Source organism: Sodalinema gerasimenkoae IPPAS B-353, from assembly GCF_009846485.1.
Lineage (GTDB): Bacteria > Cyanobacteriota > Cyanobacteriia > Cyanobacteriales > Geitlerinemataceae > Sodalinema > Sodalinema gerasimenkoae.
On the sequence record NZ_ML776472.1, the window covers coordinates 666,808 to 686,759 of the forward strand.

The following is a 19,952-nucleotide window of genomic DNA, read 5'->3' on the forward strand; positions in this document are numbered from 1 at the left end:
TCACACCAATTGTGCCTCAGCCGTTTGCTGTTCGATGGGCGCCAGGGGATGGGGGTAATGATGCACCGCCTCAATGCGGTTTCCCTGGCCGAGAATCACCACTTTAGGCTGATGTTCTTTGAGATCTTCCGCCGAAAACTGAGCGTAGGCCATAATAATCAGGCGATCGCCCTTCATTCCCAAACGGGCCGCCGCACCGTTGAGTTCAATTAAGCCGGACTGGGGTGGAGCGCAGATGACATAACTCATCAACCGTTCACCATTGTTGACATTGACAATCTGCACCTGCTCATAGGGAACAATTCCCACTTCATCGAGGAGAGCGCGATCAATGCTAATGCTCCCCATATAATCAAGATTAGATCCCGTCAGGGTGCAATTATGGAGTTTGGCGTACAGGAGCGATCGCTGCATCATGGTGACTCTGGCTTAGGGCGTAGACAAGCTGAGGCGGTGAGGACTCCAACCCCGTTCAGGAGATGAGTCCTCACTCCAGTTTCATTTTAACCGTAAGCCTTCACGCATTCCTCGATTAGAGGCTTGACCGCATCCAAATCTTTCCAGCCCAGAATTTGCGTCTCTTTCTTCTCTAGGTTCTTGTAAGTGCGGAAGAACTCAGCAATCTCATCGAGGCGGTGTTTTTCCACGTTCTCCAGAGAGGTGTACTCCGCATAGCGAGGATCTTCAGCGGGAACACAGAGGAGTTTTTCATCGCGATCGCCCCCATCAATCATTTCTAACATTCCCAGAGGCCGAGCCGTAATCACACAGCCAGGGAACGTCGGTTCATCCATCATCACCATCCCATCGAGGGGATCTCCATCATCAGCGAGGGTATTGGGGATAAACCCATAGTCAAAGGGATAATGGACCGAGGAAAACAAGACGCGATCGAGCGCAAAACAGCCTAAGTCCTTATCAAACTCATACTTGTTCTTACTTCCACCGGCAATTTCAATCAAAACACTGACGAGGCCCGGTTTGGGTTGAGCAGGAATACGCGATAAATCCACAGGTAAGCTCCTAAACTGACTGACTGGACAGGTTGCCCACGATGGGGACTCCACCGTGGCACATTAGACAGCACCAATGTTGGGGCTGTCAAACCCAATCATTTTAGCGCCAAACTGCCTCAGCGCCGTCGGGCCAGCCTAAGGTTCACCAACTCCCCTACGCGATCACCCCCATCAGACACCTCTGAGGTGGGTAGATTCACCGTTCTCGCCGAATAGACGAAAATCACAAATAAGGGCAACGTTAAGGTCAACACCGCAATTAACGTTCCCACCCATTGGGCGAGTCCCGTTCCCGGAGGTTGTTCTGAACGAGCTGATTGACTATCCGCTTCCATAAACACTCGATCTTAAGCCACTATTAAACACACGATCGATACTGCAACCAGTACCTCAAACTATCCTAGTCAACTTTTCAGGGCAGGACTGTGACAGAGCCAACAAAACTGAAGCAAAACTGATGAGCTACTGCCCCAAACTCTCATCCCGACTTTAAGTCCAGGTTAAGATCCCCTGACCAATTTTCAGAGACTGCTTAGCCCGAGTTGAATCCTTCAGATGGATGGCAGGACTCCAGCCTCCCCATAACTTGAGCAACCTAGGAATTTGAATCTAGAAAGTCCGGAATGACCCACTTCGGGGGTTCACTAAGCTTACGTCTGCGAGCCGCTTCGGCAATGTCGTGCATCGTATCTAAGGAAGTCGAATCAATAAATTCGCTAGCCGATGCTGCATATTCACGATTGGGACAGTCGTCTCCCAAAACGCAGCCGTTGACACAAGCCGTTGCACAGTCGATTGACGTCTCCATAATTCCAGGATTTAAAACGAGTTACAAACAGATTTACTATCTTGTTTTAGCATAGCATCTTTAAGTCGTGAACTGACGGCGCACTGAACCGGCTTAAAAACCTATCTCATGTCCTAATCTCAACAAAGCCCCAACGGTGTGATTTGGGTCACTGACAAGTCCATTTATTGAGGGCTTAGCCTCACATAAAGCCAAGGTCTAACCCAAACTATTCACTCTTTAAAATAAAACTTCAGCAAAAACCGTTAAAAAAAGAGACCTAAAGTCTCCTAATTTCAAATCTTCGCTGAGCCATTAGGCCGGTAGGAAATGACTTAGAATCGAGTTGATTAAGCCCAGGGCAATTGAACCCAGTAAAGCACTCCAAATTTCCCAGCGTAAGTGGAAGCCACGCACAAGCCAGGCAGCCAGTCCAAAAATAGCTGCATTGATCACGACCATAAACAGCCCCAGCGTAATCACAAGTACCGGAAATCCCAAGACCACAAATACTGGTTTATTGACATACTCACGCCCGCTGAAGCCTCGGTGATTCTTGACGGTTCCCAGCAACTCGCCTCCGAAGAGGTCTTACAGTCGCTCCCCGTCCGTTTAAGGTCGTGCCGATGCCCCATGCCGACCGTTTCTATATTTCTCGCAGCGTTTTCGTCGCGGTCCTGTTCAGTTTCACAACTCAAGCACAGGACCGAACGCACTGATAGGTCTAATTTGCCCCACTTAAAACCACACTCCGAGCAAACTTGGCTCGTCGGCTCCCATCGGTTAATGACCCGAAAATCTCGCCCGAACTTTTCCGATTTAGCCTCGCACAGAGTTCGGAACTCTCGCCAGCCTTGTTGACTGATAGCACGGGCTAACCGTCGATTTTTGACCATTCCCGACACATTTAAGTCCTCTAGGACGATAGTTTGGTTCTCACTAACGACCTGAGTTGATAGCTTGTGCAGAAAATCTAAGCGTGTATCTGCGATTTTGTTGTGTAGCTTGGCAATACGAAGCCGGGTTTTGTTTCTCCGCTTCGAGCCTTTCTGTTGACGCGCTAATTGGCGTTGCCGTTGGCGAATTCGACGGTCTAACTTCGAGTAGTCAGGGCTTTTGACTTTTTCTCCGTCACTCATTACAGCAAAAGTTTTGAGTCCTAAGTCGATGCCAATGCTTTGGCTTTCAGCCTCGATGTTAGTGGGTTTGCCCTCAACAACAAAACTCAAAAAATAGCGGTTTGCACAGTCTTTGATGACTGTGACAGAGCTGGGAGTTGCGGGCAATTTCCTAGACCAAATCGGCTTAAGGTCGCCGATTTTTGCGAGATACACTACGTCGCCTTTTACCGAAAACGCGGCTTTAGTAAAAGTAGCAGCCTGACGTTTTGTCTTTTTCTTGAATTTGGGCTGACTGACTTTTTTGCCTTTTCGTTTCCCTTTTAGTGAGTCGAAAAAGTTTTTAAACGCTGTGTCTAGCTGCTTTAACGACTGCTGCAACGGGACAGACGAAACATCTTTCAACCAACGGCGTTCCTCTGTCTTTTTGGACTGAGTTAACGCCTTAGACAACCTGTTATAGCCAGGGTATTTGTCGGACTGACACGAAGCCAAAGCATCGTTCCATACGACACGGACACAACCGAACAGTTGAGCGAGGCTCTCCTGCTGTTGGTCTGTTGGATAGAAGCGGTACTTATACCTAGCTTTCATGCCTCGTGTTACAGTAGGTCTGTACATAGATTAGCTAATATTAGCTAAGTTAACAGAGAATGGCAACCCAGTTTCGGCGTGGCAGGCATAGCGTCACCGACCTCAAAATTCACCGAGTCTGCGTAACTAAATATCGAAGACCCGTGCTAACTCGAGAGGGTCTGGTGTTGCTCGAAACGTTCTTCTACACGGTCGCCAGAAAAATGGATTTTGAAATTTTGGAGTTTAACGGCGAATGCGACCACATACACAGGCTTATTGAGTATCCGCCGAAGTTATCGGTTTCTCAGATTGTCAATAGTCTTAAGGGTGTATCTAGTCGTAGATACGGACAAGCCGGACTACCAAAGCCATACAAAAAAGATGCCTTGTGGAGTCCGAGCTATTTTGCGTCATCCGTTGGTGGCGCACCTGTCGAGATTCTCAGGCAATACATTGAGAATCAGAGAAAGCCGTCCTAGAAGGACGGGGTTTTAAACCCAAGTTTTTCGATAACCGCATTGAGGATGCCAAAGACCGCCGCCGAAATCAACGCTGTTCCCAGGGTATCCACATCGACCCCAAGAGGAAGTTTAGAGAGAATAAATAAAGCTCGCGGACATAATGAGCCAGGTGATAATTAAATCCATAGGACGTAGGTTTGATGTAACATCACCCTCCATTAAAGCCAAACCCAGCCCAGTTGGCATCCCCCCAAAGACAGTATTTTCCCGCCAGCACACAGAGGCGAGAGGGCACACCACTAGCGGATTACCCCAACCGGGGGAGAGGGCGAACACCGTTCGCCCCTACATCCGCTATTGCCTATTGCCTATTGCCTATTGCCTATTGCCTATTACCTATTGCCTATTGCCTAAACATTAAACCGAAACAACACCACATCCCCCTCCTGCACCACATAATCCTTCCCCTCACTGCGGATTTTCCCCGCCTCCTTAGCCGCCGTCATCGACCCCAACGCCAACAACTCCTCACAGCCAATTGTCTCAGCGCGAATAAAGCCTCGTTCAAAGTCCGTATGAATTACCCCCGCCGCTTGGGGGGCCGTCATGCCGGCGCGAATCGTCCAGGCGCGAGTTTCCTTGGGGCCCGTGGTGAGATAAGTCCGCAAGCCCAACAAATCATAGCTAGCACGAATCAGAGACTGTAGGCCCCCCTCACTCACCCCCAGAGACTCCAAGAAATCCTGACGTTCTTCCTCAGGAAGTTCAATCAACTCAGCCTCAACCTGAGCCGACACCACTACCACCTGAGCCTGTTCCACGGCTGCCACCTCCCGGACTTGTTCCACCCAAGCGTTCCCCTCCGCCAAATCCTCTTCCGAGACATTGGTGGCGTAAATAATCGGCTTGCGGGTGAGGAGATTAAGGGCTTGAATCGCCACCTCTTCCTCCTGCGTCAGGGAGACACTACGGGCAGATTTCCCGGCATTAAGTGCCTCGGCCAGTTTTTCTAACACCGTCAACTCAAACGCCGCCTCCTTGTCCTTACGAGCCTGTTTGCGGGTACGATCCATACGGCGTTCCAGTTGCGACAAATCCGCTAAGCCCAACTCCAGGTTAATCACCTCAATATCGCGCATTGGGTCAATGGAGCCAGAGACATGGATAATATCGTCATTCTCGAAACAACGCACCACATGCACAATCGCATCCACTTCCCGGATATTGGCCAAGAACTGATTTCCCAGGCCTTCTCCCTGACTCGCACCGGCCACCAAGCCAGCAATATCCACAAACTCCATGCGAGTCGGGACAATTTGCTCAGACTCAGACAGGGTCGCCAACTTGCCCAGACGGTCATCGGGAACCGCCACCACCCCCACATTGGGTTCAATGGTACAAAAGGGGAAATTGGCTGCCTGGGCTTTGGCATTGGCAACCAGGGCATTAAACAATGTGGATTTTCCCACGTTGGGAAGTCCGACAATTCCGGCTCTGAGCATATTGAAAAGATGGGCTAAGACGATTGAGCAGCGTTAGACCCTTGTAGCTACAAGAGTCGCTTTGGTAGTTTACCCTGAGATTCAGGCCGATTGTAAACCTTAACCGAGAAGGGCAAGTCCCATGCCTTAATCTTTTCAAGAGGTTGACCTGTCGAGTCCGCCTACGTTTTGCAATTGTGTTCCCTCTGTTCACCCTTTCCCACAGCGTCATGTCCCCTGAAGCAACTCCCCTTTGGCCCTACGTCACCCCCGGCATTGCCGATGAGTTATTTGAACGGCTTCCTGGCATCCCCCTGAGTAAACGGGAAGTGCGTCTGATTTTACTCTCACAACTGCGCCTAACTCACGATGCCGTTCTCTGGGATATTGGCGCGGGGACGGGAACCATTGCCGTTGAAAGTGGCTTATTGTGTCGGCAGGGCAAGATTATTGCCATCGAGCGGGATGAAGAGGTCGCGCAGCTGATTCGCCGTAATTGTGATCGCTTTGGTGTTGAAAATGTCCAGGTGGTCGAAGGAAGCGCCCCCGACTGTCTCGTGAACCTCTCCCCGCCGCCGACTCATGCTTGTATTGAAGGGGGGCGAGCGGTGACAGACATCTTGCAGACGGTGTGGCAGGTGCTGAAACCGGGGGGACGATTGGTCGCCACGGCGGGGAATCTGGAGAGCCTTTATCAAATTTCCCAAACCTTCGCCGAGTTGCCCGCCCGCCATATTGAAGTGGTCCAGTCAGCCGTCAATCGTCTGGAAACACGGGGGACACATCAAGTTCTGGCAGCCGTTAGCCCCATTTTTATTCTCAGTGGTGAGAAAATCGCCCGGTAGCCGTCCCTCGCCCGCTGTCGGGTTTGGTCAGAGCATTTTAGCCATCCCTGGGGCTTAAGATACGGTTAAGCCTGGGATAATGAAATAACGTGAATCGAAACAACGGTTGGTTTAAGGAGCCAATCTCGGGATTGGCGTTGACCGATCTTGTTTAGTCTAGCGGTTCAACACTCTAGTTCAAATACGATTTTAACATTATGTCTTGGTCTCGGCTCGTCAGTGGCATTGTTGCCATTATTGTGGCATTAACGACCACCCTTCTCGGCGGATGGTCGTTTGTCTTATTCTTTGCCGTGATTGCCTTCTTGGGCCAACGGGAGTACTTTCAGCTAGTTCGCGCCAAGGGGCTGATTCCGGCTGCTAAAACCACCTTTGTATTATCACAAGTGCTGCTGCTGACAGCGGCGATCGCCCCGGAGTTAGTCAATGTCTTGTTTCCCCTATTGGGGGCCATGATTTGCGCCTATCTCCTATTTCAGCCGAAGCTGGCCTCCATCGCCGATATTTCCACCTCCATCTTAGGACTGTTCTATGGCGGGCTATTGCCAAGCTATTGGATTCGCATCCGCCTCGAACTCAATGGATTGACGGTCCTCTCCATACGGCCTCCCTTCGGGGGCGACGACGTCACCGTGGCCAGTGGTCTACCGGGCTGGGCTGGTTCAGACTGGGGCCTGGGGCCTTGGACCTCAGAAACGGCTCCCTGGCTGTCTCAAGGCTTTTGTATCACTGTCTTAGCCTTCCTCTGCATTTGGGCCGCGGACATTGGCGCCTATTTTTTTGGCAAAACCTTTGGTCGCACTCGCCTGTCGGCCGTCAGTCCCAAGAAAACTGTTGAGGGAGCCGTCTTTGGGATTTTCGGCAGTACGGCAGTGGGAATTTTGGGGGCGCACCTGTTAAGTTGGCAGTATTGGATCTGGACGGGAGCTGCAATTGGCTTAATAATTGGCTTAGGAAGCCTTATGGGCGACCTGACCGAATCGATGATGAAACGAGATGCCGGCGTTAAAGATTCCGGACAACTCATTCCCGGCCATGGTGGCATTCTCGATCGCACCGATAGTTATATTTTTACCGCACCGTTGGTCTATTACTTTGTCACCTTGCTGTTGCCCTTGCTAGACTAACGCTTTGACCCTCAATCTGTTCTCCGTGACTCACTTATTTCTATCCCCAACCTGCATCAGCGGGAGTCCTGGTTTAGTCATTTCCCATCTGAGTGAGTGAAAATAACTATGAGTGTTGACCCCCTAAATCAAGGACATCCCCCTAATCTTGGAAAACTGGCTCAGCTATCATTGGATCGTATGGCGGATGCTGTGCTACTCACTGATGTTGAGGCGAGAATTTTCTATGTCAATGATGCTGCCTGTCAGCTGTTGGGGGGCGATCGCCCTGAACTTTTAGAGGCTCGATTTTGGGAGATTGACCAAAACCTCACACCAGATACCTGGCCCCGCTATCTGCAAACATTGCAAAAACAGGGGGTTTTGGAACAAGAAGCTCGCTATCGCACCGGAGATCACAAGCTGATTGAAGTCGAAGTTACGGCCACCTATCTTGTCGCTGATGAGCGGGCCTATAACTGCACGGTTTTTCGCTACCTCTCTGAACGGGCCTCTGTGGCCCGCGAGGTCCAACGGGCAAAAGACCAATTACGAGCGGTTCTGGATGCGGTGCCAGGGTTAGTGTCTTGGATTAGTCAGGATGGCCGGTATCTTGGGGTTAATCGGCACTTAGCTGCTAGTTATAATATGCCTCCCGATGCCTTTGTTGGCAAAGAATTAGGGTTTTTAAAAAATAGTCCGGAATTCGTGGAGTTTGTTCGTGACTTTCTTGAAGGGGATGTGGATTATCACTCGCAATTGGTGCGGGCTAATGTCCGAGGAACTCCCTGCTATTACATTACCGCTGCCCAAAAATATGACCAAGGACGAGCCACCGTGGTGGTTGGAGTTGATGTCAGTGAGCGCAAACGCTCTGAGGAAGCCCTGCAACGAAGTGAAGCCCGTTTACTAGAAAAAACCCAGGAACTTGAAGAAGCCTTACGAGAACGGCAACGGGCTGAGAGTCAGTTAATTCAATCGGAAAAAATGTATGCCCTGGGCCAAATGGTGGCCGGCATGGCCCATGAAATTAATAACCCAATCAATTTCATTTACGGAAACCTCGCCTATACCGATAATTACGTCCGAGATTTACTAGAACTGTTCAAACTGTATCAAGAAGAAGTCCCAGATACCCCTCCCCGGGTGGCGGCAGAAATTGAGGCTGTGGATTTGGATTTCATCACCACCGATTTGCCCAAAATCGTCGATTCGATGAAATTAGGTGCAGAACGAATTTTAAAATTGGTTCTGTCTCTCCGCAACTTTTCTCGCTTGGATGAAGCTCAATTCAAACAAGCCTATGTTCAGGAGGGAATCGAGAGTGCCCTAGCGATTCTCAACCACCGAATTCAAGGGCGCATCGAGTTGGTTAAAGAGTATCAACCGCTGCCAAAGATTTATTGTTATCCTGCCCAACTCAATCAGGTATGGATGAATCTGCTCTGTAATGCCATCGACGCCGTTCTCGACCCAGCCCTGAGAGATGATAGCTATGACTCCCCGCCGCGCATCACCATCCGCACAAAACCCCTTGAAGGCGATCGCATTTTGGTAGCGATTCATGACAATGGGCGGGGGATTAAGCCGGAGTTACAAGAAAAAATCTTCGATCCCTTCTTTACCACAAAGCCCGTTGGTACCGGGACAGGGCTGGGGCTATCGATTTGCTACCAAATTCTGCAAACCCATAGCGGCCAGATTCGCGTCCACTCTCATGAGGGCCAAACCGAGGACAGCCCCTGGAAACGTGGGAGCGAGTTTCTCGTCGAGTTACCAGTGGGATCATCCAAAGATGACGTTCCGAGATGAGCTGACGGTGTAGAATCAAAAGCCAGAGCCGACTGTCTCGATAGGCCCCATCCCTGTCCAGTTTGTAAACTGGCGTTGCTGGGCAAGCTAGACCGTCAGCTTGGTCGACCCTAGAGAACAGTCGCGTGTCCGCAGCTTGTCCATCCCCCATTCAGCTACAGGTGAATTGAATGTCCCAATCGCGCCAACTTTACGAAGGTAAAGCCAAAATTCTCTACAGTACCGATAATCCGCAAATTCTCCTTTCTGAATTTAAGGATGATGCAACAGCCTTCAACGCGGCGAAACGAGGCCAAATCACCCGCAAAGGAGAAATTAACTGTACAATCTCAACCCGGCTGTTTGAAAAACTCGAAGCCTTAGGGGTTCCCACCCATTGGGTTGATAGCCCCAGCCCCAGCCAAATGCGCGTCAAAGCCGTGGAGATCATTCCTCTGGAAGTGGTGGTGCGCAACCTCGCCGCTGGGAGTCTCTGCCGGCAAACTGGCTTGGCCCTGGGGACTCCCATCACCCCGCCGCTGGTCGAATTTTTCTACAAAAACGACGACCTGGGAGATCCACTCCTGACGAGCGATCGCCTACGTTTATTGAATGTAGCGACATCTGAGGAGATTGAGCAACTGCGGGAGATGGCTCTGACGATCAATGGTCATCTGCAAACGATCTTCGGTGGCTGTGAGATTACCCTGGTCGATTTCAAACTAGAATTCGGGAAACTGGCCGATGGCAGTATTGTACTAGCAGATGAGATTAGCCCAGATACCTGCCGCCTTTGGGATCGCCTGGACGAGGATGCTGAGCGACGTGTCCTCGATAAAGACCGTTTCCGACAGGATCTCGGTAATGTTGAAGATGCTTACGAACGAGTTTTAGCACGTATCCTAGAGCGGGTTTAACCCGTCATGATGCCGGAACGAGCTATCGGACGATGGCAAGGGTTAAATGATGCGTTATTTGGTGTGTGGAGGTTGAAACGTGACGTTAGACAATTCGAAATGGTCTTCTGTGACCCTATTATCCCTGGCGATCGCCGTCATTTTAGGCGACGCGAGTCAGGCGATGGAGAGCAAAAGCTTAGACAAATCCTTGGAGGCGGAGTCGTCACAACTGGCTAAGGTCAAGTCTGACCTACGGCCCGAGAGTCTGCCGCCCTCCGCCGAGGGAATCTCAGAGGCCCAAGTTAGCCTCGACCCCTCGGAGTCTTTGGACTTGGATTCCCTGGAGAGTCTGGAGCGTTCCCAGGTGGAAAGTCCCCAGGTGGAAAGCCTCCAGGCGGAGCGTTCCCAGGTGGAACATCCTCAGATGGAAAGTCCCCAGGTGGAATATCCTCAGATGGAGGAGTCCTCCCTCTGGCAGGTGTCCCAGAATATACGACAGGAGATTGCTCAGCAGACTCAAGCCGTTGAGACAGAAGGGCCATTGCCTGAGGCTGTCCCTGAACTGCTAAAGGACTCGGCCCTAGAGATGTCTCAACTGGATATCCCCCATCAACCAGACCAGAACGTCTCCCAACCTCTGGCCCAAGTAGAAACCCCACAACCCCAGGTTCTTGTTTCAGAAGTCCTCGTGCGGCAAACTGATGGACAGCCGCTGCGGTTGGAACTGCAAGATGAGGTCTATGACAGCATTCGCACCCAGCCAGGCCGTACCACCACCAGCCGTCAACTCCAGGAAGATGTTAACGCCATCTATGCCACCGGATTTTTTGGCCGAGTCGAACCCCTCGCAGAGGAAACCCCCTTGGGGGTTCGGATTATCTTTGAGGTCTTGCCCAACCCTGCCCTCAACCGAGTGGCAGTGCAAAATAACCAAGTCCTGACGCAAGAGCGGGTAGATGCGATTTTTGGCGATCAGTATGGTGAAATTCTCAATCTACGGGATTTCCAACAAGGGGTAGAAGAAATCAATCGTTGGTATCAAACCAATGGCTATGTTCTGGCTCAGGTGATTGACCCGCCGCCGCTGCCGGAAACAGGACCCGTCAGCCCGCCCCCCGTCTCTGCTGATGGGGTGGTGACCCTCGATGTGGCAGAAGGAGAAATTGAGGAGATTGAACTGCGCTTCCTCAGTGAAGATGGTCAGACAGTAGATGAAGAAGGACAACCCATCCAAGGCCGGACTCGGCCCTTTATCGTGACCCGCGAGATGCAAACTCAGGCGGGGGATGTCTTCAACCGCGATCGCATTCAAGCGGATTTACAGCGCGTCTTCGGCTTAGGGCTATTTGAAGATATTAATCTCTCGGTGGAACCGGGGGATGACCCCCGTAAGGCAGTGGTGGTGATTAATGCCATTGAAGGGAGTTTTGGCTCCGTGGCCGCTGGGGGCGGCTTTAGCTCTGTGGGGGGCTTCTTTGGGACCGCAAGTTATCAAGAACAGAACTTTGGGGGCAATAACCAAGTTCTCGGGGCGGAAGTGCAACTGGGAACACGGGGTTTGTTTTTTGATGTTAACTTTACCGACCCTTGGATTGGCGGTGACCCCTTCCGCACCGCCTATAACGTCAATCTCTTCCGCCGTCGCTCCATTTCCTTGGTCTACGACAGCGGCCCCAACCAGCCGGAAGTGAATCTAGACAATGGCGATCGCCCCCGGATTGACCGGATTGGTGGGGCCTTGACCTTCACCCGTCCCCTAACCCGAGATGTGTTTGATAACCGGCAAGCTTGGACTGCCTCCCTGGGCTTACAGGTGCAGGAAGTGACCATTCGTGATGCTGACGGCGATCGCACCTCCCGAGATGCCCTCGGAAATCTCCTCTCAGCCAATGATGAGGGAACGGACTTTATGGCCAGTGTGCGTCTCGGTTTAGCCCGCGATCGCCGCAATAATGCCCTCGACCCCACCCGGGGCGATCGCGTGAGTTTCAGCACTGAACAAGTGCTGCCCTTTGATGACAACGTCTTCTTTAATCGCCTGCGGGGTAGCTATAGCTACTATGTCCCGGTTGATTTCCTCGATATCGAAGGCTCTCAGTCCTTAGCCTTTAACCTACAGGGAGGCACAATCATCGGCGATATGCCCCCCTATGAAGCCTTTGTCCTCGGTGGCGTCAACTCCGTGCGCGGCTATGCGGAGGGGGCCCTCGGGGCGGGTCGTTCCTTCCTGCAAGCCACAGCAGAATATCGCTTCCCCATCTTTTCCATCATTGGTGGGGTCGCCTTCCTCGATGTGGGCACCGATTTAGGCACCGCTGGAGATGTCCCTGGTAACCCTGCTGGGGTCAGGGATAAACCCGGAACGGGCTTAGGCTATGGCTTAGGACTGCGGATTCAATCCCCCTTGGGTCCGATCCGGATCGACTTTGCCCTCAATGACGAGGGAGAAAACCGCTTTCACTTCGGTATTGGTCAGCGATTCTAGCTCTCTCGCCTTATCCCACTCACCCGCCAGCCTGTCATGTCTGTGTCTGCCTCATCTCCCATCGCCTCCCCCTGTGCTTTGACCCAGGGGGGGCGAACCCTGCGGCGATCGCTCTCCCGTTCCGGGGTTGGCCTCCATTCCGGGCAACAGACCCAGGTGCATCTGCACCCCGCCCCCACCGGTCACGGTCGCCGTCTGCAACGGCAGGATTTACCCGGAACTCCCCCGCTGCATCTATCCCCTGACCTAGTCCAACCTAGCCCCCTCTGCACCCAACTAGTGCAGGGGGAAGTCTGCGCTCAAACCGTGGAACATCTCCTAGCAGCCCTGGGCGCTCGGGGTCTAACCGATGTGCTGATTGAGCTAGATGGCCCAGAAGTGCCCTTACTCGACGGCTCCGCCCGAGACTGGGTTGACGCCATCGACGACGCTGGGGTCACCCTGGGGCCGCCTCCTACATCGCTCCCCCCTCCCCTCCCAGAACCCATCTGGATTTATGAGGGGGATGCCTTTGTCGCCGCCATCCCGGCCCCCCATCTGCAATTGAGTTATGGCATAGACTTTAGCGCCCCCGCCATTGGCAAACAATGGCATACCTGGAGTCCTCAAACCGAGGACTTTGGCCAAGAGATTGCCCCCGCTCGTACCTTTGGACTAGCCCATGAGGTAGAATCTTTACGAAGCCGGGGACTCATTCGGGGGGGCTGTTTAGACAATGCTCTCGTTTGTGACGGTGACCATTGGCTTAATCCCCCCTTGCGATTTGCAAATGAACCAGTGCGTCATAAAATCTTAGACTTAGTAGGAGATTTGAGCTTGCTGGGCCGTGTTCCAGTGGCTCACATTCTTGCTTATAAAGCGAGCCATCGCCTGCATGTTCGCTTAGCCCAATCCCTGCGATCGCGCGGGTACGCATAAGCCATTTTTAGGGAATTCCGAGGGCAAGCCGCAGGCAGCGCCGAGCCGGATCTCGTTAGCCGCAGTACTTGAAGCCAATTATGCCCAAACTTATTGACGCCAACACCAACAACGCCCAACATTCAGAAACGGAGCCGGTCTCAGCCCCAGCTACCATGCTGAGTGTTGATGAAATTCACCGTCTTCTCCCCCATCGTTACCCCTTTGCTTTGGTCGATCGCATTATTGAATATGTCCCCCAAAAACGGGCAGTGGGTATTAAAAACGTAACGGTCAATGAACCCCATTTTCAAGGCCATTTCCCCGGAAAACCGATTATGCCGGGAGTCTTAATCGTTGAGGCCATGGCTCAGGTGGGTGGCGTCGTCCTCACACAAATGCACGAAATGGAAGATGGCCTATTTACCTTCGCCGGAATCGATAATGTTCGCTTTCGTCGGCCCGTGGTTCCCGGTGATCAACTGGTGATGACGGTGGAACTCCTCTGGACGAAACGCCGCCGTTTTGGGAAAATGTACGGTCGCGCAGAAGTCGAGGGACAGTTGGTCAGTGAAGGAGAACTGATGTTCTCATTAATGGTGGAGTGAACTCGGCTTAGGCCAACCCTCTCTCGCCGGACTCAACGCCGCGCCTAACCAGGTGCGTCACTTAGGGAGAACCGCCAACCCTTTGAGGCGGCAGTTTCCGCTCGCCAACCGATAACTCGAGACATGATTCATCCAACTGCTGTCATTCATCCTCAGGCCCAACTTCACCCGAGCGTTCGTGTCGGCGCCTATGCCGTGATTGGCGAACAGGTTAGCATCGGGCAAGATACAACCATTGAAGCCCATGTGGTCATTGATGGGGCAACGGAGATTGGTGAGCGCAATCATATTTTTCCCGGAGCGGCCATTGGCTTGGAACCCCAGGATCTCAAGTATGAGGGGGCCATGAGTGGGGTGTCTATCGGCAATGATAACCGCATTCGGGAATATGTCACCATTAACCGGGCCACTCAGGGGGGAGAGATGACTCGCATTGGCGATAATAACCTGTTGATGGCTTATGTCCATGTGGCCCATAACTGCGCCATTGGCAATGGGGTGGTCATTACCAATGCGGTGGAGTTAGCGGGTCATGTCTGTGTGGAGTCGAACGCCCGCATCGGCGGGGTGGTTGGGGTTCATCAGTTCGTCCATATTGGGGAGCTGTCTATGGTGGGGGGAATGAGTCGCATTGATCGCGATGTTCCCCCCTATATGCTAGTCGAAGGCAACCCCAGCCGGGTTCGGGCCTTGAATCAGGTGGGCCTCAAACGGGCTGGGTTGATGGAGGTGGATGAGGGTCAAGCCTTCCAGGCGTTGAAAAAGGCCTTTCGCTTACTCTATCGCTCTGATTTAACCCTCGATCGCGCGTTGGATTGTTTGGACTTATTGCCCGATACCCATCAGGTTCAGCATTTACAGCGTTTCCTACAAGCGTCGCGACAACCGGGACGACGTGGCCCCATCAGTGGTCAACGACGCCATCGGGGTGAGTCGTCGTGAGCCAACGCATTTTTATCAGTACCGGGGAAGTCTCGGGGGATTTACAGGGTGCGTTGTTGATTGAAGCCCTATATCGTCGGGCCCAACAGCAGGGAACCCCTGTGGAGATTTTAGCCCTGGGGGGCGATCGCATGGCGGCGGCTGGGGCGACACTCCTGGCTCAGACCAGTGGCATTGGCTCGGTGGGCCTGTTGGAGTCTCTGCCTTTCCTGCTACCGACGTTGCGGGTGCAGCGCCAGGCCCTCAAGGCCTTGCGATCGCAGCCTCCCGACTTGGTGATTCTCATTGACTATATGGGACCCAATCTGGGTTTGGGCAATGCCATTAAACGAGAGTTTCCCGGCATCCCCATCATTTACTACATTGCCCCTCAAACCTGGGTTTGGTCTCCGAGCGATCGCGATGCCTTGCGCCTGATCACGCTGTGCGATCGCCTCTTAGCCATCTTCCCGGAAGAGGCGCGCTATTTCCGAGAGCGAGGGGCCACAGTGACCTGGGTGGGCCATCCCCTCGTCGATCACTTGGCCACGGCCCCCGATCGCGAGACGGCCCGACGAGCCTTTAATCTCACCCCAAAGGACCGGGTGATTGCCCTGCTCCCCGCCTCCCGTCATCAGGAACTGAAGTATCTAGTTCCCCCCATCTTCCGTGCCGCCCGCACGCTTCAGGAGAAATTCCCCCAGGCCAAGTTTTGGATTCCCCTCTCCCTCGATATCTACCGCGATCGCCTGCAACAGGCCCTCGATGAGGTGGGACTCCAGGCAGAAATTACTAGCGATCGCCGTCTCGAACGTCTCGCCGCCGCCGATTTAGCTATCAGTAAGTCAGGAACCGTTAATCTAGAACTAGCCCTGCTGAACGTGCCACAAATCGCCCTCTACGCCGTGCATCCCTTAACCGCAAGCTTTGCCCGTCGTGTCTTAGGCTTTGAAATTGAGTTCATGTCTCCGCCTAACCTCGTGTCCATGACCTCGATTATTCCCGAACTCATGCAAGAGGCCGTTACCCCCGAAAACATCCTCAAGGAAGCCCTCAGCTTACTCTGCGATCCTCAGCGTCGGCAGACCATGCAGGCAGGATATGCCCAGATGCGGCAGCAGATTGGTGAGGTGGGGGTCTGCGATCGCGCCGCCGAGGAAATTTTTACCCTCTTCGGTCAACCTCGCCCCATCTACCGCTAAATCAACCCAGACTTAATCTGGAAAACCAGTCATCCCTTCGGTAGTGTAAAACAAGAACGGTGCGTCAACACTCCCAATACCCCCAACTCTGACTCTCTCTCAACCTCCTATCGCAATCGAAGATTGCCTGATTGACACTCTGAGTTGGTAGAGAATCCCCTACCTGTTGCCTGTTGCCTTCTCCTCCCTACTGCCTACTGCCTACTGCCTGCTGCCTTCTTGTCCCCTGTTTTTTGTCCTATTCAGACCCACGTTTGCTATATGAAAGACTCAGCCCAAAAAAATCGTTCCCTTGGACTTCTCGTCGGCCTTGCCGTCATCCTCATTCTGGGGGGTGCAGCGGTTACCCTATATCAACGTAGTGGTGGGGATGATATCGTCCAACCTCCCCCCGATCTCACCGAACCGGGCGAGGGGGGAGAGTTAACCCTAACCGCTGCCCCAGAAATTTATCTGCTTCAGGATACGGGCACCGACGTCGAACTGTTAGCGATGCCCATCACCATTGATGAAAACAACAACGTCCTCACCAGTGGTGACCCCGAGCTGATGCTGACGGAGGCCTTTGAACAACTGCTAGAGGTCTCGGAGACCTCGCCGGGCCTCAGTGCCATTCCCGCAGATACGCGCCTGCGAAATCTGCAAATTACCGATGCCGGGGTGCGCGTGGATCTCTCCCAAGAATTCACCCTAGGGGGTGGCTCAGCCTCGATGCTGGGCCGACTCGACCAAGTCATCTACACCGCCACCAGCATGGACCCGAGTATGGAGGTTTGGCTGTCCGTGGAGGGAGAACCCCTAGAACTGCTTGGGGGAGAAGGGTTAGAAGTTCCCCAACCCATGAGCCGGGCTGATGCCTATACATCGCTGCAATAGACTCCCATCGTCCCCAACCTTCAGCCCCAAGCAATGAGTGGTTCTCTCTCGGGGCTGAAGTTGGGCCTAGGACGTTATTGCATCACCACCTCCGGTTCCGCGGGCACATCGGGAACCCCATCGAGTCCCTCCATCTGACCACCATCGAGACCCGAGAGATCTAAGTTGCCATAATAGGCATCCAAGATCAATTGTTTGAGGTCGGTAATCAGGGGATAGCGAGGATTGGAGACCGTACATTGGTCATCAAAGGCGCGATCGGCCACCTGATCCACCTGAGCCTTAAATTGAGCTTCGTCCATCTGAATCAAGTCTTTCATAGCCGAGGGAATGCCCACCTCTTGTTTGAGATGTTCCACGGCCTGAATCAGACGGACAATTTTCTCATTCTCCGTCTCGCCGCCGAGTTGCAAGTGATCCGCAATGCGAGCATAGCGCCATTTCGCATTAGGGTACTTGTACTGGGAGAAGGTCGCCTGCTTAAAGGGGGCATTGGTGGCGTTGTAGCGGATGATGTGAGAAATCATCACCGCATTTGCCAAACCATGGGGAATATGGAACGTCGCCCCGAGTTGGTGGGCGATGGAGTGACAAATGCCTAAGAAGCCATTGGCAAAGGCCATCCCCGCCATGGTAGCGGCATAGTGCATTTTTTCCCGAGCCTTGGGATTGGCAGCCCCTTGGTGATAGGAATCCGGCAGATACTTAAAGATCAGACGAATCGCCTCTAAGGCCAAGCCATTGGTGTATTCCGAGGCCAACACCGACACATAGGCTTCTAGGGCATGGGTGAGGGCATCGACGCCCCCGAAGGCGGTGAGGCTCTTGGGCATATTCAGCACCAACTCCGGATCGACGATCGCCATGGTTGGGGTGAGGGCATAATCGGCCAGGGGATATTTGATGTCGTTGCGGCGATCGGTCACCACGGCAAACGGCGTCACCTCTGAGCCGGTTCCTGAGGTGGTGGGAATGGCCACCAAGACAGCTTTCTCACCCAACTGGGGCAAATCATAGACCCGTTTGCGGATATCCATAAACCGCATCGCCAGGCCCTCAAACTCAATTTCAGGATGCTCGTACATCAGCCACATAATTTTGGCTGCATCCATGGGCGAGCCACCGCCGAGGGCGATGATGACATCGGGTTGAAAGCTATTCATCACCGCTAAGCCCCGATTGACGGTTTCGAGGGAGGGATCGGGTTCAACTTCCGAGAAGACGGTATATTTCAAACCAATATCTTCGAGGACGGTTTCTACTGAAGCCGTCATCCCCAGGTCATAGAGGGGTTTGTCGGTGATAATCATGGCCCGTTGTTTCCCGGCCAGTTCCCGCAGGGCCACGGGCAGAGACCCATATTTGAAATAGACTTTGGGGGGAATGCGGAACCACAACATATTCTCCCGCCGTTCCGCCACGGTTTTGACGTTAAGCAGGTGATGGGGTTCGACGTTTTCACTGATGGAGTTGCCCCCCCAGGTGCCACACCCTAGGGTGAGAGAGGGATCGAGGCGGAAGTTATAGAGGTCGCCGATGGCCCCTTGAGAGGAGGGGGTATTAATGAGAACCCGCGCCGTCTGCATTTTGTCCTCGAACTGTTTGATATGGTCAAACTCCGAGGGGTTAATGTATAGCACGGCAGTATGACCCCGTCCGCCAAATTCCACTAAGGCTTCGGCTTTGCCGACGGCTTCGTTGAAGTCTTGGGCCCGATACATGGCCAGAACTGGGGAGAGTTTCTCGTAAGCAAAGGGTTCGTCGGTACTGATCTCGCTGACTTCGCTGATGAGAACGCGGGTATTATCGGGAATGGTGATGTCGGCCAACGCCGCGATGCTTTCTACGGACTGGCCGACGATGTTGGCGTTGAGTCGTCCGTTGTTGATGAGCAGTTTCCCGAGGCGATCGCCCTCGTCAGGCGCGAGGAGATAGGCGCCGCGATCGATAAATTCTTGACGCACTCGATCATAGACATCATCTAGAACCACCACCGATTGCTCACTGGCGCAAATCATGCCGTTGTCGAAGGTTTTACTGAGTAAAATCGACGAGACGGCCATCTTGATATGGGCGCTGGAGTCAATGAGAGCCGGGGTATTCCCAGCACCAACCCCCAGGGAGGGATTCCCGGAAGAATAGGCGGCTTTCACCATTCCTGGGCCGCCGGTGGCCAGGATCAGTTTGATGTCCGGGTGCTGCATCAAAGCCTGAGACAGGGGAACCGTGGGTTCATCAATCCAGCCAATAATATGCTCGGGGGCACCGGCGGCGACGGCAGCATCTCGGACAATTTTGGCTGCTTCAATAGTGCAACGTTTGGCTCTCGGGTGGGGAGAGAAGATAATGGCATTGCGGGTTTTTAAGGTGATTAGTGCCTTAAAAATCGCTGTTGAGGTGGGGTTAGTTGTGGGGACAATCCCGGCTAAAATACCCACAGGTTCGGCGATTTTTTGAATACCAAACGATTTATCTTCCTCAATAATGCCGCAGGTTTTTTCAGACTTGTATTTGTTATAGATGATTTCTGAGGCAAAGTGATTTTTAATCACCTTATCCTCAACCACCCCCATTCTCGTTTCTTCAACAGCTAGTTTTGCCAAAGGAATTCGAGCAGCATTCGCGGCAAGGGCTGCTTTCTTAAAAATGACATCCACTTGCTCTTGGCTAAAGCTAGCATAGGCTTCTTGAGCGGCTTTAACTCTGGCAATATGAGCTTCGAGTTGTTCGAGGTTGGTGACAAGCTCAGTCATGATTGGCATTTCCTTAGTGAGCGACAAAAATAAGAGTGGGCGCTCTCGGGTGACTTAACCCTAACTCGATCGAGAACTCCAGCTTGTTAGCTCACGGTTCAAGCCAACCCTACTCCATAGAGAGCGTGTT

At 52.8% G+C, this 19,952-nt stretch carries 20 protein-coding genes; 11 read left to right on the forward strand and 9 right to left on the reverse strand.

Annotated features, from left to right (window positions below; all coding sequences use genetic code 11):
- The 6 genes from panD to L855_RS02960 all read right to left on the reverse strand — a co-directional run bounded on the left by panD (position 1) and on the right by L855_RS02960 (position 3,515).
- The gene (gene panD / locus L855_RS02935; protein WP_425500547.1) at positions 1–417 is read right to left on the reverse strand and encodes an aspartate 1-decarboxylase; all 417 of its coding nucleotides are present in this window, start codon (positions 415–417) and stop codon (positions 1–3) included.
- An 86-nt stretch (positions 418–503) separates the two neighbouring features.
- A complete protein-coding gene (locus tag L855_RS02940; RefSeq protein ID WP_159783938.1) occupies positions 504–1,013 on the reverse strand; it encodes an inorganic diphosphatase in 510 nt (169 codons plus the stop codon).
- Positions 1,014–1,132: 119 nt separating this feature from the next.
- Complete coding sequence (locus L855_RS02945) at positions 1,133–1,351, reverse strand: TLTLP motif-containing protein (RefSeq protein WP_159783941.1); 219 nt, start codon at positions 1,349–1,351, stop codon at positions 1,133–1,135.
- A gap of 260 nt (positions 1,352–1,611) precedes the next feature.
- Positions 1,612–1,824, reverse strand: coding sequence for a hypothetical protein (locus L855_RS02950; protein ID WP_192924981.1), 213 nt, complete (start codon positions 1,822–1,824; stop codon positions 1,612–1,614).
- Between the two features lie 294 nt (positions 1,825–2,118).
- A complete protein-coding gene (locus L855_RS02955) occupies positions 2,119–2,310 on the reverse strand; it encodes a phage holin family protein (protein WP_343039232.1) in 192 nt (63 codons plus the stop codon).
- Positions 2,283–3,515, reverse strand: a complete 1,233-nt coding sequence (locus tag L855_RS02960; RefSeq protein WP_159783947.1) for an RNA-guided endonuclease InsQ/TnpB family protein — start codon at positions 3,513–3,515, stop codon at positions 2,283–2,285. Before L855_RS02960 ends, L855_RS02955 begins: the two co-directional genes overlap by 28 nt.
- Before the next feature lie 59 nt (positions 3,516–3,574).
- Here L855_RS02960 and tnpA point away from each other — a divergent pair, with 59 nt between their 5' ends.
- Positions 3,575–3,976, forward strand: coding sequence for an IS200/IS605 family transposase (tnpA, locus tag L855_RS02965; protein ID WP_159783950.1), 402 nt, complete (start codon positions 3,575–3,577; stop codon positions 3,974–3,976).
- Here the strand turns inward: tnpA and L855_RS21615 are convergent.
- Together L855_RS21615 and ychF are read right to left on the reverse strand one after the other, a co-directional pair.
- Positions 3,973–4,068 (reverse strand): hypothetical protein, encoded by a 96-nt coding sequence (locus L855_RS21615; RefSeq protein WP_246198701.1) that lies wholly within the window; start codon positions 4,066–4,068, stop codon positions 3,973–3,975. The two genes, tnpA and L855_RS21615, sit on opposite strands and share 4 nt — an antisense overlap.
- A gap of 300 nt (positions 4,069–4,368) precedes the next feature.
- Complete coding sequence (gene ychF / locus L855_RS02975) at positions 4,369–5,460, reverse strand: redox-regulated ATPase YchF (RefSeq protein ID WP_159783953.1); 1,092 nt, start codon at positions 5,458–5,460, stop codon at positions 4,369–4,371.
- 209 nt (positions 5,461–5,669) lie between these two features.
- Between ychF and cbiT the strand changes: the two genes are divergently transcribed.
- The 10 genes from cbiT to L855_RS03025 all read left to right on the forward strand — a co-directional run bounded on the left by cbiT (position 5,670) and on the right by L855_RS03025 (position 17,069).
- Positions 5,670–6,284 carry a precorrin-6Y C5,15-methyltransferase subunit CbiT gene (gene cbiT / locus L855_RS02980; protein ID WP_159783956.1) on the forward strand — a complete coding sequence of 205 codons (615 nt, stop codon included), beginning with the start codon at positions 5,670–5,672 and terminating at the stop codon, positions 6,282–6,284.
- Positions 6,285–6,481: 197 nt separating this feature from the next.
- Positions 6,482–7,411: a phosphatidate cytidylyltransferase gene (locus tag L855_RS02985; RefSeq protein WP_159783958.1), complete on the forward strand. Its 930-nt coding sequence runs from the start codon at positions 6,482–6,484 to the stop codon at positions 7,409–7,411.
- Between the two features lie 108 nt (positions 7,412–7,519).
- Positions 7,520–9,202, forward strand: coding sequence for a PAS domain-containing sensor histidine kinase (locus L855_RS02990; protein WP_159783961.1), 1,683 nt, complete (start codon positions 7,520–7,522; stop codon positions 9,200–9,202).
- 170 nt (positions 9,203–9,372) lie between these two features.
- Positions 9,373–10,098, forward strand: a complete 726-nt coding sequence (purC, locus tag L855_RS02995) for a phosphoribosylaminoimidazolesuccinocarboxamide synthase (protein WP_159783964.1) — start codon at positions 9,373–9,375, stop codon at positions 10,096–10,098.
- 79 nt (positions 10,099–10,177) lie between these two features.
- The gene (locus L855_RS03000) at positions 10,178–12,565 is read left to right on the forward strand and encodes a BamA/TamA family outer membrane protein (RefSeq protein ID WP_246198703.1); all 2,388 of its coding nucleotides are present in this window, start codon (positions 10,178–10,180) and stop codon (positions 12,563–12,565) included.
- A gap of 36 nt (positions 12,566–12,601) precedes the next feature.
- Entirely contained in the window at positions 12,602–13,483 is an 882-nt protein-coding gene (lpxC, locus tag L855_RS03005; protein ID WP_159783967.1) for a UDP-3-O-acyl-N-acetylglucosamine deacetylase, read from the forward strand.
- Positions 13,484–13,563: 80 nt separating this feature from the next.
- A complete protein-coding gene (gene fabZ / locus L855_RS03010; RefSeq protein WP_159783970.1) occupies positions 13,564–14,070 on the forward strand; it encodes a 3-hydroxyacyl-ACP dehydratase FabZ in 507 nt (168 codons plus the stop codon).
- A gap of 123 nt (positions 14,071–14,193) precedes the next feature.
- Positions 14,194–15,012, forward strand: a complete 819-nt coding sequence (gene lpxA / locus L855_RS03015; protein WP_159783973.1) for an acyl-ACP--UDP-N-acetylglucosamine O-acyltransferase — start codon at positions 14,194–14,196, stop codon at positions 15,010–15,012.
- Entirely contained in the window at positions 15,009–16,193 is a 1,185-nt protein-coding gene (gene lpxB / locus L855_RS03020; RefSeq protein WP_159783976.1) for a lipid-A-disaccharide synthase, read from the forward strand. Before lpxA ends, lpxB begins: the two co-directional genes overlap by 4 nt.
- Positions 16,194–16,454: 261 nt before the next feature.
- Entirely contained in the window at positions 16,455–17,069 is a 615-nt protein-coding gene (locus L855_RS03025) for a GerMN domain-containing protein (protein ID WP_159783979.1), read from the forward strand.
- A gap of 74 nt (positions 17,070–17,143) precedes the next feature.
- Here the strand turns inward: L855_RS03025 and adhE are convergent, their stop codons facing one another.
- The gene (gene adhE, locus L855_RS03030; protein WP_159783982.1) at positions 17,144–19,822 is read right to left on the reverse strand and encodes a bifunctional acetaldehyde-CoA/alcohol dehydrogenase; all 2,679 of its coding nucleotides are present in this window, start codon (positions 19,820–19,822) and stop codon (positions 17,144–17,146) included.
- Between the last annotated feature and the right edge of the window lie 130 nt (positions 19,823–19,952).